Genomic DNA, 17,236 nt, shown 5'->3' with positions numbered 1-17,236 from the left:
ATCACAAATGATTTACAATTTACAACAAGTGTTAGGTGTTCAAGCTGATGGTTACTTTGGACCAGCCACGATTTCAGCACTTCAAGCACGTTTACATGTTTATCCTGATGGTTATGCAGGACAAGCGACTGTTAAGCAAATTCAATCTAATTTGAATCGGGGGCATATTATCATTGATTAAGGTTAGCGCCCAGGCTACTTGACCAAAAATGTAAGATAATTTAAAATATAAATCTAGATTCTCCTTAATAGTGAATTTTGTAGTTTATATGTCAGAAAAAGACCTAGCCTTAATTGGTTAGGGCTTTTTTGTTTGGTTACTTATTAAAATTGAAAAATTATAATGCAAAAATTCACTTTAATTTTATCCGAGGGTATATTATTAATTAAAATTATGGTAAGGTTACTTGATATTTATTTTATATAGTTTTATTCTTAAGTCATCCTATTTTTGAAGTGTAACTACTTAAATTTAGTAGAATACCTAGCCTTAATTAGTTAGGGCTTTTTTATTTGTTTATTTATTAAGATTAAAAACTTGCAATATTAGTCTAATTGTATTATTGTATGAAATATCCTTTAGTACTTATTAATAAATTAAATATCAGAGAAGTCCCTTCCATTTAAATGGTTGGGATTTTTTTGTTATCAAACTAAATAAGTGCAATATTACTATAATCGTTTTATTATTAAGATGTTCCTTAATACTGTAAATACTTTCGTCTAATCTAAACAAGAAAACCCCTGACCTTAATTGGCCGGGGTCTTTTTTGTTGTGTATTTAATTAATCAGTTACCCAGATAATTTGAATCGGTTCGCTAGTTAATGAAATAAATTGGATAGTGAAAACGGTACGTGTTTTAATAGCGTCTGCGATTGCGACGGATTATAAAGTAAATAATTAATCCGATGATAATTAGTAAAAACCAGCCAAAGTAGCCACCTTCACGATATTGAGTTTGACCATTGTTGTCCACATAGCGATTGCTACCGAACCCAAACATACTATGCCAGACACTGTTGACTATGTTAGAGCCAACTGCCCAACCTGCTCCTTGCACAATACCGCGTTTAAAGTCGTGACCAAAGCCAGATTTTTCATGTGGGTCGTTATAGGTGCGGTCAGGTCGATTGAAGCGAAAGCGGGGCGTTGATGTGGTGGTACCATACGATGGCGCAGTACGCGTGCTATGGAAGCCACCAAAGTGGGCGCTACTCCCACGAGCGGCCACTGATGTCGGAATGGCTGCAAAACCAATTGATATTAAAATGGTAAATGCTAGGACAATTTTGAAATATTTTTTCACTTTTTTTGAGAAATCCTTTCTAATTTAAAACGTTCAAGATATAACCGATGATGTTTGAATGGTGTCCTGTTTAAATCATAAATCTTAAATGATTAATCTTTTATATTAAATCACTATATTAAATATAGTTAATATATTTACTTCTTGCTCGCTTGTAAGTAGTCTTTCTTCTCTAAGATCGCATACATATCTTTAAAACGTTTATTGGACGCTTCGTCTAGCACGTCAACCTTATCACTGATAAGCGTGTTGATAATTTCTTGTTGAGTATCTCCAAGCCCGATATTTAACAAAGCGGTTAGTTTGTTGCGAACGTGGTTATCTACACGAACGGAAGATGTAAATGTGACCGTTCCGTCATCAATAACATCTTCACGCTTAATTTGATTTTCAACTTTAACAACTGGACCACGAGTTAATTTTGGCTTAGTTGTTGAGTGGTTCATCATTCCCATTAATTTGCCAACCTTTCAATGATTTCATTCGCTACACCAGCGAACGCTTCATGTACTTTTTTATCCCAAGCATCACTTGTGTTATCTGAAATACCTGTTAAATCCATGCGCTTAATGCGTTCCATAGTAGTGATTTTATTTTCGAATATATTTTCTTCACCAAATTCTTCCGTAGCCGCTTTCAAAATTTCAGCGTCTACCGCAGCTTTACGTTTAGTTAATACTGGCAAAATACCCATGACGTCCATTTTAGAACCAAATTCATCAATAATAGTGGTTTGTAAGTATTCAAGAAGAACTTCTGCACCACTTAATGAACGTTCTTGCGTTTGAAGAACAACGATAATTTGATCGCATGCGTAAAAAGCGGTGTCGTTTGGCAAACTGATAGTTGGCGGTACGTCTAAAAAGATATAGTCGTAGTCATCTTTAAATGCGTCTATTTTGCTTTTTAAGAACGCAATTCGTTGTGCTTCACTATCTAGTTTACTATCTAAATAACGGTTGTAGAAGCTGAAATCAACGGCGTTAGGGATTAAATCTAAGTTGTCGTTAATCTTAATCGCAATATCTGTCAGCTTTAAATCTTCATTGATTGCGCTCATTAAAGATTTAGTGATTGTGACAACATCACCACCACCAGCGTTGAGCGTTTTTAAAAATAATGAAGTGATGTTTGCTTGTGGGTCTAAATCAATTACTAATACTTTGTGACCAAGTTTGGCCATGTTATATGAAACTAAAGCGGTTGTTGATGTCTTACCAACGCCGCCTTTAAAGTTTAAAAATGATAATGTTTGAGCCATGTTAAATCCTCCATGCTGCTAGTGTATCAATCTATACATTTGCATGCAACATATAAGCGTTAACATTTGATCGTGCATGCGACATGTAGCATGTTATATATAACATGTGACATATTGCATTCTGTATGTGGTATATTGCATACGAGTTATGCAGAAACGTTGATTTATCGGCGTTAGTAATGTATTCTTAGAACATACAAAAAAGGCACCTAGCGATTGCTAAGTACCTTCAAAAAGAAAAAGCCACCGCAATTGGAAGTTGCGATGCCCCGAACAAAACGTTCACATTAATTGGGTATATTGTATCATGTTCTTACTGCATGGTCAATGTGAGTGATTTTCGACGACAGGTGAGGACAAACACTGTCAGTAAGCGTGAGTGCTATGTGGGGTTAAAGTTGTGGCGAGAAAGCCAATCGTGCATGAGTTAAGCGAAACAAAGGGACATGTCGTATCTTCCCAGCGACAACTTCACAAAAACAAGTGGGCGTTGCATAGAGTATAGTTGTATCTACTCGTGTGATGGAGAGTTAAGGCGACTCTCACTAATTAAAAGTCTGGAGGAAAAGCGAGTGCTAAGGCACTGGAGCTAAGTTATATGCTTGGTAAATAGAATACAAATTCATAGATTTATCAAGCGTCCAAATAGGGCGTTTTTATTTTGGATCAATTCGAGAATGTAGAATTGGTATACTCAGTGGTGTAACAACCAAAACTTGATACAACTATTATAATGCGATATACGGCTAGGCCTCGGTCAAGTAAATGCGATAGAGTTTTCTACTTCCCAAATTCAAGGGAAAACTTTATCTTAAGCTCAACCAACTAAACACTCAATCAAGCAAAAAATCGTAGTTCAAAGTCAAGTACATAAGTTCAAAATATTTAAAAAATAGCTTGGATTATATGTTAAGTTGGTACATACAAGTAGATTGTGAAGTTTTCTTAGATTTAAAGTTTGTGAAATAAAAAAGCTAATAAATTAATGCGAACAAAACCGAACATAAAAAAATTCACAAGGGTAATTTCACAAAGTACTTTTAACGTTGATATAACAATAACTTAGGATAATATTATATATGTAAACTAGGGAGAGGAAACTGTGCTAAAAAGGATTAAATCGGACTGGTATGTGAATGTATTTTTTATGGTTATTACAATTTTATTTACTATGATTTTTGCAAAATCAGGTAAAATTGTCATGGGCGATGATGCATTATGGCATTTAAATCGTTTAAGTGAATTTATTAATGCTGTCCATAACCATAATAATATTATTAATTTATATAGTTTTAATAGTTTTGCCAATGTTGGGAGTGCTGTACAAAATTTTTATCCCAATATGTTATTATTTCCATTTGCAGTTTTTTATTATTTTAATCATAGTTTAGTATGGAGCTTTTATTTAGGGGTTATTTTATTTACATATTTGACACTCGTAATTGCTTATTACTGTTACAAAAATTTTAGTAAGCGTCATACAGGGGCTTTGTTTTTTGCCGTTTTATACACTTTTGCTAATTATCGGCTATCCAACATTTTTATTCGTTTTGCAGTTGGTGAATGGCTGGCGATGACTTTCATACCATTAGTTATTTTAGGTTTATATAAAATATTTATTGCAAGAGAAAAAAATGGCAGTTATATATTGGCTACCGGAATTGGCTTGATTTTATATTCACATGTATTATCAGGTATGATTGCCATTGCTTTGGTAGGAATTTCCTGGCTGTTAAGTCTAATTTTTGATCATACACATTGGCGTCAAGTAACATTGGCTGTGGTTAAAGGTGGAATATTATCGCTGTTAGTTAGTTTACCATTGTTTATTCAATTAGTACGATTGAGGAGTTATATTACGACACCAGTAATACCACAATTATCAAAGGGAGCAATTCAAGTTACACAGTTGTTAAACTTTGGTGCACATAACTACATCAATCTTGATACGGGTTTAATTTCATTTGTGATTATTATCGGGTTTATATTTTTCATTAAACGTGCTTCCAAAGTTTACCTTGGATCATATATATTAATGTTGTTGTCAATTTTCTTAACGACAAATTTATTTCCATGGCACTTACTTCAACACACGCCAGTTGTAATTTTACAATTTCCTTCGCGATTACTAATGTATGCAGCTTTATTTATTGCAATTACTGGTGCGTATCTCTTTGATAAAATCACGGATAAATTCAAAATATATAAATTGGAGGCGGTAATACTATTTTTGGCGATGATTTTAGGGCTTAACTTGTATGCTGAACAACGGCTTGCAAATGCGCGATTTACAACGTACCAACAAATTACGACAATTGAGCCAACCAATGTTAATACGATTGTTATTAGTGACAAAACGATGCCCACTTTTTTAAATTACTTACGAACAGTTGGATATCTAGAAGATTACTGGCCTAAAGCCAGTTTCAAACATCGGCAATCAATTGCTAGCCAAACGATTTTAAGTAAAAATAATACAGTTAAATTTATCAAAATGCCGATACAAAGGAATAACGTTGTTAAATTTAGTGTGATAAACCATGGAAGCACGCAAGTTGCTGATTTACCAATTTTAAATTATAAAAATCAATATAATTTAGTGGATAATGGCAAGGCTAAAACCTATACAGTTTCACAACGAGGCACTATTGCTGTTGTTCTTTCAGCTGGTAAGCATGATATTCAGTTAAAAACTAAACCATTACCGTTACAATCATTGATTGAACTATTAATGATGGGCAGTTGGTTGTTCATATTTTATCGATTATTTAAGTTACGTAAATAATCGATAAAATAAATGATATGTAAACTAGGTTTAGTATGCTTTCAAACACAGTGGTATAAATAACGATAACCTAGTTTAAATCTAAGCCGTCAGAACTTTGACTTACAATGTTTATAACGAAACGTTACAAGCGTGCATACAAGTACAGTTGTACATAATAGGACAAATGCTCCTATGATGATATTTTACCAAACTAGAAAAACTAGTCCGGAATCTCATCATAAGAGCAGGTGGAAACGAAATTAATTAACATCTTCATACCAAAAAGCCCTCCTATGTCCGTAGGAGGGCTTTTTGGTATGAAGATACGACTATCCATGTCCTTTTGGATTATGTCAGATAAAAAGTAGTCTCATGAGTAGAGTTACCAAGCCAGTCCTGCTTTTGCAATTTCAACCTTAGAAGCATATTGACCATTAGGTCGATGCCAACGTCCACGAGCGTCTCGTTTGTAACCCTGAGAACTAACACTTTCTTGATTCTGAGTTTTTGTAGATTGAACAACTGCTTTTTGTGCTGCTGCTTGTTCGGCTGCCGCTTTTTCAGCAGCAGCTTTTTGCGCTGCCGCTTTTTCAGCATCTGCAATTTTTTTAGACTGTGCTTGATATGTTAAAACTAGTTTATCTATTTTGGTAGTTATTGCTGTGAACTCATCTTTTTTATAAACATCTGTATTCTCTTTTTGTATCCATTTTTTTAAATCTGTTAATGTATTAGTTTTTTGAATTAACTTATTTTTACTTTCTTGATCAACATGATCTGATTGGTTCTCTTTCAAAACTTTTTCGTCATGTTTTTTGAAATTTGTTTTAATTTTTATGATAGAGTCGTCATAAAATTGAACAACTTTTTTATCATTTTTCTCTGATTTCGCATAAGAATTTGATTCATTAATCAATTGTTTATAATCACTTAATTTTGTATCATTATCCGTTTCTGACTGGATGGTCTCTGTTTTTTGGCTGATTTTTTCTTTTTCATTTTGAATCATTTCAGAATTTTTTGTTTCTGTAGCAATGCTTTTAGATTGCTCAGTTGAAGCAGAGCAACCAGAAAAAATAAAAATTGATCCTAGTGCAATGATGGTGATGAACTTTGCTTTTAAATTTTTTAAATACATAAATATCCCCTATCCCTTTTTGAATCTATATAATAAAATAGCCTTTATCTTGTAGTTTGTATACAAAATAATGAAAAAATAAATGGACATAGTTTTATTCTTTCATTCATGGCTCTCTGTAAAACTACAAATAGCCTGTTTTTAGTGAATCATTTTATTCATGGTTGCTTTTTGAAAAATAAAAGCCACCATGCTATACTTAATGTGCGAAACGTAAGAAGTTCGAAAACATTACAACATAAAAGCCCACTCTACTGCGAATAGAGTGGGCTTTTTTTTCGATAGTTGCGATTACTATCGTGTGAGTTGAAAGCAACTTGCTTAATTATCGTCTTTCTTATTCAACCAATAAGAAAATAGTTCTATGACTATCCCAGTAACAACCGGTGCGATAATCAACGTAAGAAGATTGTTCAACATTACAACACCCCCAATCTGGGGCAAGTTGCCAAAGGAGAGTATATCATAAATTTCCAATCAAAAATGACTTAAAAATAACTGGATAAAACAATTAAAAATCAAGTTAAACCCACCTAATAGTAGGTGTTAGCTTTTAGACCAGTCTATTTTCTAACTGTTTCCGATTGTTTATAGATAATCGAAGTATAATTTAATTTATTATAATTTCAAGGAAGTGATTCAAGTGGAAAATGGAAGAAGTTATCCCGATTTAGAGCAGTTACTCAAACTAAGTGAATTTTTCGATTTAACGCTTGATGAACTATTGAGAGGAGATAGAAAAATGACAAATAAATTGAACTGGGATACTAAAAAGAAAAAGAGAGCATTCTTCTTCCTGATTGTTTTAACCCTTTTAGCCGTAAATTTCTTTTTAAGCACTGTAAGATTTACGCCAAATGGAAACCAGCTGGAGGTAGAAAATGTCAGAATTTATACAGATCACTCATATAACGGACGAAATCCATATAAGGATTGGAACTCGGTTCTATTAGCGGATATTGGTTCAAAAAATATTTTTTTCAAACCAACAAGTGATAGCTTTTTAGTAATGAATGATAACAATAAACTTGTTGGACACATTAAATGGTCATTTAATATCTTTAACATATTTAAACTTAATAAGAAAATCACTGTTAATGAATCAATATTACTAAATAATAAAAATAATGTTGTTACTTTTAAGATGAGTAATTCAGAAAAAACATTACCTGTTAAAGCAGATTAATACTTAGTTATCTTATTCTTTATACTCATGTAAAGAATAATGAATGCTCTTATGATGAGATTCCGGACTAGTTTTTCTAGTTTGGTAAAATATCATCATAGGAGCATTTTTATTTATGGTTACACGTTATGAAGAGGACTTTAAAAAATCCATCGTTGAGATGGTTAAAGCGGGCCGACGGCCCGATGAATTAACCAAAGAATACGGCCCTTCAACCGATTCAATTCGGAACTGGGTTAAAAAGTACTCGCCCGTTGAAATCAACGGGGAATCTATCTCAGCGGATGAGTTGAAAAAATTGCGCAAAGAACTCGCAATTTTAAAATAGGAAAATGAAATTTTAAAACGAGCGGCGGTGTTGCTGGCAAAACATTAGTTTTGCGCGGTAGAAGTGTTGTTTTGCCAATTATCCACAAAAATTTGGTACAGGGACACCGCATCACACGCATTCTGAGTGCTTTGAACATTCCAATGTCCACTTACTCTGACTGGATCCATTGGGAGTCAAACGCACAAGAAATACAACACAACAACTTGAGAATTGCCATCGAGTCAATTTACACAGCCAATAAAGGCATCTATGGTTATCGACGAATTGCCAAAACCATGCGAGACCTATTCAAACTAGCAATTAGTGACAGCTTTGTATGGCAATTGATGAGTGAATCTGGCTTAAAATTGCGTATGCAAAAGCGATATAACAAGCCTACAACAGTCAATGACAAAGGTCAGATGCCAAATCTGATTAGCAATCTGGATGACCTAAGGGGCGTAATTACAACTGACATTACGTATATCCAGTTGACCGATAAGACATGGGTTTACATGGCTAGTGCATATAATCCGGAAGACCGTAAAGTGCTGTCGTATCGAATCGCAGATACAATGACAGCTCAACTAGCAACCTCAGTAATCGTTAAAGCGTTAAAACGGGGTGAAAAACCACTGTATGTGCATAGCGATATGGGAAGCCAGTATACCAGCGAATTGTTTGAAAATACACTGGAGTCCATAGGCATTAGGCACTCTTACTCCCGTAAAGGGCACCCTTACGATAATGCCCGCATCGAAAGTTTTCACTCGTTACTCAAGCGGGAGCTAATCTATCAACGGGATTTTGAGAGTATCGACGATGTGCAAGCCGCTGTTGGCTGGTACGTCAACTGGTATAACAACAATCGTATATCACTTCGTGATGCCGCCTAGACCAATTTCTAGATGACATAAACAGGATTATACAAAGTTGCCTATACACCGGCGTTTACAAGCACTTACTTTGTGAAGTCCAAAAATCACTCTGATCAGTGCGTATTTGCTATACCCTCAGACGTGTGAAATTCAACAAAATCCAAGCTAGACCACCGTAACTCCATAGCCTCCGGCAGGCACAGGGGCAAACCCCTGGACACCATTAAAAAATGACCCAAAATCTGTACGAAATCAGGTCATTTTGAAAAATTTTCGTGGTACGAGCCCTAGCGGGCTCGAAAAAGAGGTCCGGAGTCTTGACATCAGAGCAATATATAGCAACAAAACAATTATAAAAGTCGCTATATCACCTATTAAAACATTGATATTACCGATTTTCTAACCGCGCAAAAGAACAAAAGATTAAAATATAAAAGATAAACTTATAATAGGCCGCGCCTTTTTATTAATTGTATATTTATAATGGACTATTAATAACCATGTAGCATTATCGCCACTTATTAAGCTCATAGGATGCGTTTAACATCTTTGTTGAATATTTATTAATAAACTCGTTAAAAATGCTTAAAACGGCTAATAAAGGTTTTTAAATCTATAGGCTTGGTCCTTTAAATAGATCCCTTGTTAATTCAATCATCCGATTAATTAATGCTTTAACTTGTTCAATACCTCGATCTAATCTGCTAGAGGCAATTTTGCTATCTGGATTCTTTCGTGCAGTCGTTAGCGTAGCTAACCATAACGTTGCTTCTTTTTTACTTTTGGTCAATTCTTCATGATCAAGCTTATAAAGGATATATCGTGCTTCAACATCATCATAGATTATCTTCTCGACCCCATAATCATGTTTAAGCATGTCCCGCATGACATAATCCATCTTTTGATTTTCTATCTGGCTAGCTTGCAGTTCTGTATGCTTCGTTTTCAGCTGTTGATAGTCATCTTGTACCGCTACTAATTGGTTTTTAGTTTGTAATAACACGTGGTTGATTGTTTCTGCATCACGTTGGCTTTGTAGGGTCACTTTCTTCATATTGGCTAAAATACTTTTAAAGCGATCTAAATCATCTGGTTTAATGACCGTCTTACCAAATAGATTTTTAGCTAGCGCTTGTTTAAAGTCATCAATTTCTCGTTCAGCTAACGCAACTTCCGTTAAAGCTTGATCAGTTACTTTGAGTAAAGCCTTTTTAGCACTGATATTTTCTTCGACATTGAGTAGTTCATCTTTTAAAGCTTTAAATTGATCATTGTATTTTTTGATTTCAGCCACATTCTCAAACGGTAAGGTTTTATTATTTAAAATGCCTTGTTCATAAAAGGGTAGCACCTGTTTTAAATTCTGATCTAAATCATCATGAAAGGTTTGTAAGTCATGCCGTGTAAGGACTTCTTTAGCAGAAACCTTATAGCGCTCTTTTTTAGCATCAAAAACAACGGGTACAAAGGCATAGTGCAAGTGAGGTGTTGTCTCATCATAATGGACCACGGCGGCTACAGCATTTTCTTTCCCATAACGATCGTCTAGAAATTGTTTGGTGGTTTCAAAAAAGGCACTCTGTTGCTCATAGGGCGCTTCTGATAATGCTTCAGGTAAAGTGACTATCCAAGTCGCTAAAGCCTTCACATCGTCTCTTTTCATGCAATAAACGTCATCTAACCGCTCGTTGAAGCGTGAAAGCATATCTGAACCATCTGATATCATCTCTTGATTCAGATAAGTTTTAGTAACATCAATTTCTTTGTTGGTGTGATGATCAGTTTTACGTTCAAAATGAACGGCTAAACCAGGCACTGCACCACGAGTATTTTTCTTTAAATGCGCCATAAAAATTGCCTCCTCGAAAAAGGTTTTACGAGACCAGTATAACACCGTTAAAAATCTGGTATAGCCTGTTATACCAAAATGATATTTTGGACAGGCTCTGCGAGGCGTGTCATCGACAAGCGATGACAGTAGCGTTCCCCCTTCCTTCTGGGGGAACTGCTATTTTTCGGCGCCTATTATCCGGCTAGAAAAACCTCCGGCGGGTCACGCCGTGACGGGGCAATTTATCATTGCAGGATCACCTTCAGTGAGAGCATGTCATGCAGAACGCTACCCGCGTCGGGCAAGCTGATGTCAGCTTAACCACCTAACAACCATAGAAAAAATCGTTTAGACAGACAATAAGCAATGTCTGTCTAAACGATTTTTTAAAGGACTGATTGAACCGCCATGACTATTGTAATAGCTATTGCAATTCCTTGACTAACTGGTAATTTAGCTTGACCTGTTACTAAAATAGATCCAGGAATAGAAGCAAGGGCTGTATCTGGAGCCATCGCAGCTTCAACAGGATGCCCAAAAGCTATTCCAATTAAAGTTGCTGCAAGTATAGGTTGGTGAAATTCCCAAGAGTCTAAAACTGACTCCATAGATACTAATAAAGCTATTATAACTACTGCAATAACTGTCCATATTAAACAAGTCCCCCTTTTGCTGTTTAGAAAGTTGTAGAGAAAACTACAAAACTAAATTGCGATATTTAATTTACAACTTCAGCATAGACTCAAAAATAGACTAACTACAATACCATATTAATTATTGAGTTTTAACAAAGTAAAAAATAGAGTGTAGTAAGTTCTTTAATATAATATTAGCTTTGTAAACTTATTACATTATAAATATGATGTGTTATAATCTTTTCAAATACAAACCGTATATTAAGGAGAAAACATGGGCATAGCTAAATTTACGAAGACACTACTATTTTTATCTAGTGTTTTTTTTATGGGGAATGGTGTAGTATCTGCAGACACTCAAACAGGTGGTTTTTCAAATGCTACTGGATCAAATCAAAATGCAGTAATCGTCAAAAATTTGGATCAGTTGAAAAATGCCTTTAATAGTAATCAACATCATATTATTATTTCTGGAAATATATATGGTGGAAATAAGCCGGTAACGTTTACGTTTGCTGATAAAAAATGGGACAACACAACAATTGAAGGCCAGGCTGGTACAGGTCCAACTCTAGTAAATATCCAATTAAAGTTTGATGGTGAAATGTTGCCAGCAAATCAGAATATTTCTAATATTGTCGTGAAAAACATTGCTTTTAAAGGTAATATATCTGATCTTCAAAAGTTAACAGGAAATGATATCCAACCAGGTGGATCAGGAGTTAATTATGAAGGAGTATCTTTAAGAAGGATTAACAATGCTTGGATTTATAATAATGACTTCCATGACATGAGTGATGACTTGTTTTCTGTAAGTTTGCAGTCTGATAACGTCACTATATCAAATAATCACTTTTGGTTCTCGAATGAATGGTTAAATATGAATCCAAATCCTAACTGGAACTGGATTGGTGATTGGCATGATTTAGCCACTGAACGCTTAACTATGGTTGTCGGAGCAAACGGAAGCGATTCCTATGTACAAGGAGGGCACAAGATGCATGTCACTCTACATGATAATTGGTTTGGCCCTAACATTAAGGGTAGGCCGCTATTGAGAGGATACGTTCATGCCTATAATAACTATTTCGATAACAGTAGCCAACCAACTGGTAACAATCATGCTGGTTTTTCTCAGCAACAATACAATGCCCTACAAATAGGTAGCGGTAGTTATATTCTATCGGAAAATAACTACTTCTATAGGACTAATAATAGTCACTTGGTTGGGTTGGATAAGAAAGGCGATGCATATAAGTTCCTTGAGCGTAATAATGTGTACAATCAAGTAACTGGTACTAACGCTCAGAGTAACGCAAATCCATCTGATTTTAATTTGCCTTATCATTACAATACGTTAAATGGGTCTAATATAGAAAAACAAGTAATTGATCATGCTGGACCATTTAAGTAACAGACAATACTAAACGAAAAACAATATATTTCATTTTTGTATATTTTGAAGGAAATGTTCCAAAAAAATAAAAAAGACCTCAGTTTGAGGTCTTTTTTATTTGGTATCATCATGTGTTTTATCAGATATACTATAGATTGCATATCGCTGTCAGTGTACAGCGATTAATTATATTTAATCAAGTCCGTTTTTTATTAAAACGTTACTATGCGTGTTTATCAGAATGGAAAACATAATGTTTAATTCCATTCCTTTTCACCAGTGACAACTTTTGCACTTTGTGTCAAACTACCCATGGGTAAGTTAGGGTATTTATTCTTCATCTTTTTGATAATTTATTCTAATGCTTTTAATCATATATTGTATAAAGAACACTTCGGTGCTATTTGCTCTTATAAGGATATCCCTTAATCGTCTTCAATAAAAAAGCTGTTGTCACAATTAAAATCATAAATGAAATAAATAATGATACGCCAGCAGTTACGATCAACGATGTGTAATTAATATAACTACCATGACTAAACATTAGCCAAAATCGATTTGATCTAACATAGTTTCCCGACTCGCCTGATCTAAGCCCAGGTACTTTAATGTCATGGCTTCACTGGACTGATTTAACAAGTGCATCACTAGACCAATATTGTAGTTAGATTGTGTATAAACACGATAAGCACCTGTTTTACGCATGGTGTGGGTCCCTAAATAATTAATGCCTAACAGATCCCCCACACGTGCCATTATCTTATAAAACTGTTTTTCAGTAATATGACGATCTGGATGAGCGGTAGAAGGGAATAACCAGTCTGAATTGATGTTTTGTTGAACGAGCCAACCGTGATACACCAATAGATCTTGTTGAACAGGTTTTAAATATAGCGTATTGGGTTTCCCGGTTTTTTTATCGTGAATAAAGACGGTTTGCTTGACGGTTCCATCGAGATTAAAGACATCCGATTTTTTTAACGTCATCACATCACTCACACGGAGTAGCGTGGCTTTTCCAACCTGGAAGATGGTGTAGTTACGGCGTCCAGCCCGAAAGCTATCCAATAAGGTATCTTGCACCATCTTTAGTACATTAGAGTCTTTGATGGGGAGTACGATTTGTTGTACCATGATTTGCTCCTTTAATATACTAGGAAATTTTGATATGAAATATATATCGATAGATGATAGTTAAAATTAATCCTGAAAAAACACCTATGGCCAAATTATGAGTCACAACAACCAATAAAATGGTCATTAGCATAACCGATAAGTCAGTTATTTTTAGGCTTTTATTTACAGCGATGCTTTCCCAATCAAAAGTTGATATAGAAACAGTAATCATAATACCAATTAGCGATGCTGTTGGAATAGCTAACATCAAGTCTTTCATAGCAAACACAAAAATAAATAATGTAAGCCCACTTATTAGGGTTGATAATCTTGTACGACCGCCGGATTGTACATTCATTACGGATTGACCGATCATGGCACAACCACCTTGTCCTCCAAGTAAACTAGTTATTATATTTCCGAACCCTTGCCCGATAGATTCTTGTTTGCTGTTTCCCTCTGTTTTTGTCATCACGTTAATTAAAGGCATAGTAAGTAGTGACTCAATCAGCCCTACCATTGCAATACCTAAAGCTGTTGGTAATATCACAAGTATCGTATGGATGTTAAGAGGGATAGCCGGAAGTCCAATATGAGGCGATAGTTTGCTACTTGTTGCCAATGAACCAATATTTTCAAAAGACCCTTTAAAGAATAAGGCTACTCCTATACTTACAGCTATGATAATTAACGCGGGTGGAATTTTAATAAACCAGCGGGGTAAAACATACATACTTATAATGCTAGTGATAACCATGATAATGGCTGGTAATGATTGATGCGGAACTTGTTGTAGTTGTGCTAGCAGTATCATGATGGCTAGTGCATTAACAAATCCTTGTATTACACTTTTAGGTAAATATTTAATCAACTTATGGATGTTTAATAGACCAAAAATCAGTTGAAATATTCCAGCTAATAAAGTGGCATAGAGCATATATGCCATGCCGTGTTTAGCGATAATATCAGTTAGTAATAAAGCAATTGATCCTGCAGCAGCAGATACCATTGCTGGTCGTCCACCAAATATTGATAGAATCACTACAGTTATGGCAGATGAATAAATAGCATAGAGTGGTGGAATTCCTGCAATGATTGCGAACCCACTAACTTCTGGCAGAAGGGCTATTGCAGTGACTAACCCAGCTAGTATATTTTTTGAGATGTCCGTTAAATAGTTATTTCTAAAATACGATGTATACATATAAACCTACTCTTCTTTTAAAATTTATGATTCGAATAATAGGTCTATTATACCATTAAACAAAAAAACAACCCCCCGTTATCTAGTGGGTAGATAACGGGGGCTGTTTTCATGCAGTTTGTGAGGGGCGATAATTTAAATGGTCCCTCTTATTTTAGAAAAAGAGAACGCTTTATTTGATGTATAATGGACTAAAATAAAGGAGTTGAGATTTATGCAAAATAGAAAAATTACAGCAAACAATAAAAGGTGGAGTGCAAAAAGTAATGTTTAAAAAAGGGGTATTTTTGAAAAAACGCAAACTATTGATTTCGTTAGCAGTGTCCTTATTAGTAATTCTGTCTGGAGGCATATACATAGGATACCAATATGGTCCTAACTTTAACTTTTATCTGGTCCCTCCAACTCCTAAGAGGGACGCTATGTACGCTCTTAATAGAATATTATCTACAGGAATTTATTCAGAAAATCAAACTCAAAAAAACAAATTAAGAAAAATTAGCAACGAAATTTCAAAGAAAAACAACTATAAAGAGATTTATCCACTATTGGAGCAAGCTTTGCTAATTAAGGGTGGTAAACACTCTTCTTTAGTAACTTCTAAAGAAAATAAAAAAGATGTTTCACAATACAAAGAGCCAATTGTTAACGTTAAAAATAAAATTTTATACGTTCATCTGCCTGAATTTGTTGGTTCGAAAGAACAAGCAAAAGAATATGCGACCACTGTTTATCATGGAATAACTAAACAAAAATATATCGGAGCTATTATTGACCTTAGTAATAATCGTGGCGGTGATATCGGACCAATGTTAGCTGGAATTTCACCAATTATACCTAATGGAAAACTATTTGAGACAATTAATGCAGATGGTAAGTCTACAACTGTGACCTTCCAAGGGAGTGTTACTAATAACATGGGAACTAAGATTGATCTTGGTAAGGTTAAAAAAGTTACTAAGCTTCCTGTTGCAGTTATTTTAAATCGGTGGACTGCCAGCTCAGGTGAATTGACGATTTTAGCATTAAAAAACAATCTCAATGTTAAAACTTTTGGTAGTAACTCTGCAGGCTACACCAGTATTAATAATACTTACACCATGTATAATGGAACTCAATTAAACATAACTACTGACAAAATCAAAAAGAATAACGGTCAAGTGCTTTTTAATAAAAAGATTAAACCTGATATTATGACTGAGGAGTCGCTTGTTAAAGCTAAAGAATGGGTAGCAAATCATAATTAGTTTCTTTGCTATGACTTACAAGAACTATTAGATTCGACTTGTTAGAAACTATTACTTCTACACAATAAAATTCCATAATTCAAGCTCCGCAAGTGTCTATAATGTATATACCCCCTCGCAAAACCTATTAAAACAGCCCCTATTATCTAGATACTAGATAATAGGGGCTGTTTTTTGTTTAATGATATAATAGACCTTAAAATGCAGGGCTAAATTGAATCGTTAAGCGTTGCTTAGTAGCTTGGGCAATCTCTGATAACATTTTTGTGGAAGCATTCATCGAACCATTTTCAATGCGTGAAAATAATTCATTAGTAAGTTCTGCATAGATTGCATGAACTCGTTTATTATTTATATCTCGCACATTATCAGTTATTCCTGAACGATCAAACCGTTTGATACGTGCATTTGTTTAATGTGAGTGTTAAACATATTGACTGAAACAAAACTAGCAATAGCATCATTAATAACATCTAAATCTAATTCTGAACCATTTTGTTGTAATACTGGCAAGATACCTAATAAATCAAGATTCAAATTGTAACTCCAGCAAGTGTTGTACATATTTTTCAGCACCTTTTAAAGCACGCTCTTGTGTCTGCAATATGATAACAACATAATCACTGGAAACCAGTGTACTATCAGTAAATTTATTCAATTGTGGCGGAATATCAAAAAATACAAAATCATATTTTTCTTTTAAATCCTTAATAAAATTACTGAAATAATGGTCTTGTTCATAGTCGGTTTTGTATTCATCATTATGAACAAGGCACTAGTTCAAATGTGGCCAACAACACTAATGCTTAATGGATTGCATTTCGCAAGCGGGTTACACGCCAATGCTGTACACTGGTAAACCATACATCTATGCCCACGTTGATGTTGCTCGTTTCTTGAGTAAATACCCTAGTCATTTGTGGTTAGCAGCTTATCCAGATTACCAAGTTCGTAGTGAA

At 34.6% G+C, this 17,236-nt stretch carries 18 protein-coding genes and 2 pseudogenes; 8 read left to right on the top strand and 12 right to left on the bottom strand.

Annotated features, from left to right (window positions below):
* On the top strand, positions 1-181 hold a 181-nt coding region (locus LQZ75_RS09480; RefSeq protein ID WP_290368228.1), incomplete at its 5' end, for a peptidoglycan-binding domain-containing protein.
* Positions 182-861: 680 nt separating this feature from the next.
* Here LQZ75_RS09480 and LQZ75_RS09475 read toward each other — a convergent pair.
* From LQZ75_RS09475 to LQZ75_RS09465, 3 genes are all read right to left on the bottom strand, one after another.
* Positions 862-1,308: a hypothetical protein gene (locus tag LQZ75_RS09475; RefSeq protein ID WP_230097575.1), complete on the bottom strand. Its 447-nt coding sequence runs from the start codon at positions 1,306-1,308 to the stop codon at positions 862-864.
* A 137-nt stretch (positions 1,309-1,445) separates the two neighbouring features.
* The gene (locus tag LQZ75_RS09470; RefSeq protein WP_230097574.1) at positions 1,446-1,763 is read right to left on the bottom strand and encodes a DUF5388 domain-containing protein; all 318 of its coding nucleotides are present in this window, start codon (positions 1,761-1,763) and stop codon (positions 1,446-1,448) included.
* Positions 1,763-2,569: a ParA family protein gene (locus LQZ75_RS09465; RefSeq protein WP_230097573.1), complete on the bottom strand. Its 807-nt coding sequence runs from the start codon at positions 2,567-2,569 to the stop codon at positions 1,763-1,765. The genes LQZ75_RS09470 and LQZ75_RS09465 overlap by 1 nt, the downstream gene beginning before the upstream one ends.
* A gap of 1,147 nt (positions 2,570-3,716) precedes the next feature.
* On the opposite strand from LQZ75_RS09465, the gene LQZ75_RS09460 reads away from it, so the two are divergent.
* Entirely contained in the window at positions 3,717-5,354 is a 1,638-nt protein-coding gene (locus tag LQZ75_RS09460) for a YfhO family protein (protein ID WP_168722725.1), read from the top strand.
* A 364-nt stretch (positions 5,355-5,718) separates the two neighbouring features.
* On the opposite strand, the gene LQZ75_RS09455 is transcribed toward LQZ75_RS09460, so the two are convergent.
* Positions 5,719-6,474 (bottom strand): hypothetical protein, encoded by a 756-nt coding sequence (locus LQZ75_RS09455; RefSeq protein ID WP_168722722.1) that lies wholly within the window; start codon positions 6,472-6,474, stop codon positions 5,719-5,721.
* Between the two features lie 321 nt (positions 6,475-6,795).
* Positions 6,796-6,894: a type I toxin-antitoxin system Fst family toxin gene (locus LQZ75_RS09450; protein WP_168722724.1), complete on the bottom strand. Its 99-nt coding sequence runs from the start codon at positions 6,892-6,894 to the stop codon at positions 6,796-6,798.
* 223 nt (positions 6,895-7,117) lie between these two features.
* Here LQZ75_RS09450 and LQZ75_RS09445 point away from each other — a divergent pair, with 223 nt between their 5' ends.
* The 3 genes from LQZ75_RS09445 to LQZ75_RS09435 all read left to right on the top strand — a co-directional run bounded on the left by LQZ75_RS09445 (position 7,118) and on the right by LQZ75_RS09435 (position 8,866).
* Positions 7,118-7,660, top strand: coding sequence for a helix-turn-helix domain-containing protein (locus tag LQZ75_RS09445; RefSeq protein WP_230097572.1), 543 nt, complete (start codon positions 7,118-7,120; stop codon positions 7,658-7,660).
* A 115-nt stretch (positions 7,661-7,775) separates the two neighbouring features.
* Complete coding sequence (locus tag LQZ75_RS09440) at positions 7,776-7,988, top strand: transposase (RefSeq protein WP_230097571.1); 213 nt, start codon at positions 7,776-7,778, stop codon at positions 7,986-7,988.
* Between the two features lie 71 nt (positions 7,989-8,059).
* A complete protein-coding gene (locus tag LQZ75_RS09435; protein WP_230097570.1) occupies positions 8,060-8,866 on the top strand; it encodes an IS3 family transposase in 807 nt (268 codons plus the stop codon).
* A gap of 595 nt (positions 8,867-9,461) precedes the next feature.
* Here LQZ75_RS09435 and mobV read toward each other — a convergent pair.
* Positions 9,462-10,697, bottom strand: a complete 1,236-nt coding sequence (gene mobV / locus LQZ75_RS09430) for a MobV family relaxase (RefSeq protein ID WP_230097569.1) — start codon at positions 10,695-10,697, stop codon at positions 9,462-9,464.
* A 368-nt stretch (positions 10,698-11,065) separates the two neighbouring features.
* Positions 11,066-11,320 (bottom strand): PTS sugar transporter subunit IIC, encoded by a 255-nt coding sequence (locus tag LQZ75_RS09425; protein ID WP_290368229.1) that lies wholly within the window; start codon positions 11,318-11,320, stop codon positions 11,066-11,068.
* Between the two features lie 268 nt (positions 11,321-11,588).
* Between LQZ75_RS09425 and LQZ75_RS09420 the strand changes: the two genes are divergently transcribed.
* Positions 11,589-12,728 (top strand): pectate lyase family protein, encoded by a 1,140-nt coding sequence (locus tag LQZ75_RS09420; protein WP_230097567.1) that lies wholly within the window; start codon positions 11,589-11,591, stop codon positions 12,726-12,728.
* Between the two features lie 525 nt (positions 12,729-13,253).
* On the opposite strand, the gene LQZ75_RS09415 is transcribed toward LQZ75_RS09420, so the two are convergent.
* The gene (locus LQZ75_RS09415) at positions 13,254-13,844 is read right to left on the bottom strand and encodes a site-specific integrase (RefSeq protein ID WP_230097566.1); all 591 of its coding nucleotides are present in this window, start codon (positions 13,842-13,844) and stop codon (positions 13,254-13,256) included.
* Between the two features lie 19 nt (positions 13,845-13,863).
* Complete coding sequence (locus tag LQZ75_RS09410) at positions 13,864-15,030, bottom strand: SulP family inorganic anion transporter (protein WP_230097565.1); 1,167 nt, start codon at positions 15,028-15,030, stop codon at positions 13,864-13,866.
* A 266-nt stretch (positions 15,031-15,296) separates the two neighbouring features.
* Here LQZ75_RS09410 and LQZ75_RS09405 point away from each other — a divergent pair, with 266 nt between their 5' ends.
* Complete coding sequence (locus LQZ75_RS09405; RefSeq protein ID WP_230097564.1) at positions 15,297-16,277, top strand: S41 family peptidase; 981 nt, start codon at positions 15,297-15,299, stop codon at positions 16,275-16,277.
* A 196-nt stretch (positions 16,278-16,473) separates the two neighbouring features.
* Here LQZ75_RS09405 and LQZ75_RS09400 read toward each other — a convergent pair.
* The 3 genes and pseudogenes from LQZ75_RS09400 to LQZ75_RS09390 form a co-directional block, all read right to left on the bottom strand.
* Positions 16,474-16,578, bottom strand: a pseudogene (locus LQZ75_RS09400) (transcriptional regulator); the annotation flags it as partial.
* A 71-nt stretch (positions 16,579-16,649) separates the two neighbouring features.
* Positions 16,650-16,814: a hypothetical protein gene (locus LQZ75_RS09395; RefSeq protein WP_230097563.1), complete on the bottom strand. Its 165-nt coding sequence runs from the start codon at positions 16,812-16,814 to the stop codon at positions 16,650-16,652.
* Positions 16,804-17,019 (bottom strand): annotated as a pseudogene (locus LQZ75_RS09390) (ParA family protein); the annotation flags it as partial. The pseudogene LQZ75_RS09390 and the gene LQZ75_RS09395, both read right to left, overlap by 11 nt.
* Before the next feature lie 67 nt (positions 17,020-17,086).
* Between LQZ75_RS09390 and LQZ75_RS09385 the strand changes: the two are divergent.
* Positions 17,087-17,236: GH25 family lysozyme (locus LQZ75_RS09385; protein ID WP_354002022.1), on the top strand; the 150-nt coding region annotated here is incomplete at its 3' end.

This window comes from Periweissella fabaria, from assembly GCF_918814575.1.
Classification (GTDB): Bacteria; Bacillota; Bacilli; order Lactobacillales; family Lactobacillaceae; genus Periweissella; species Periweissella fabaria.
This window is presented reverse-complemented; position numbering and strand designations above follow the sequence as displayed.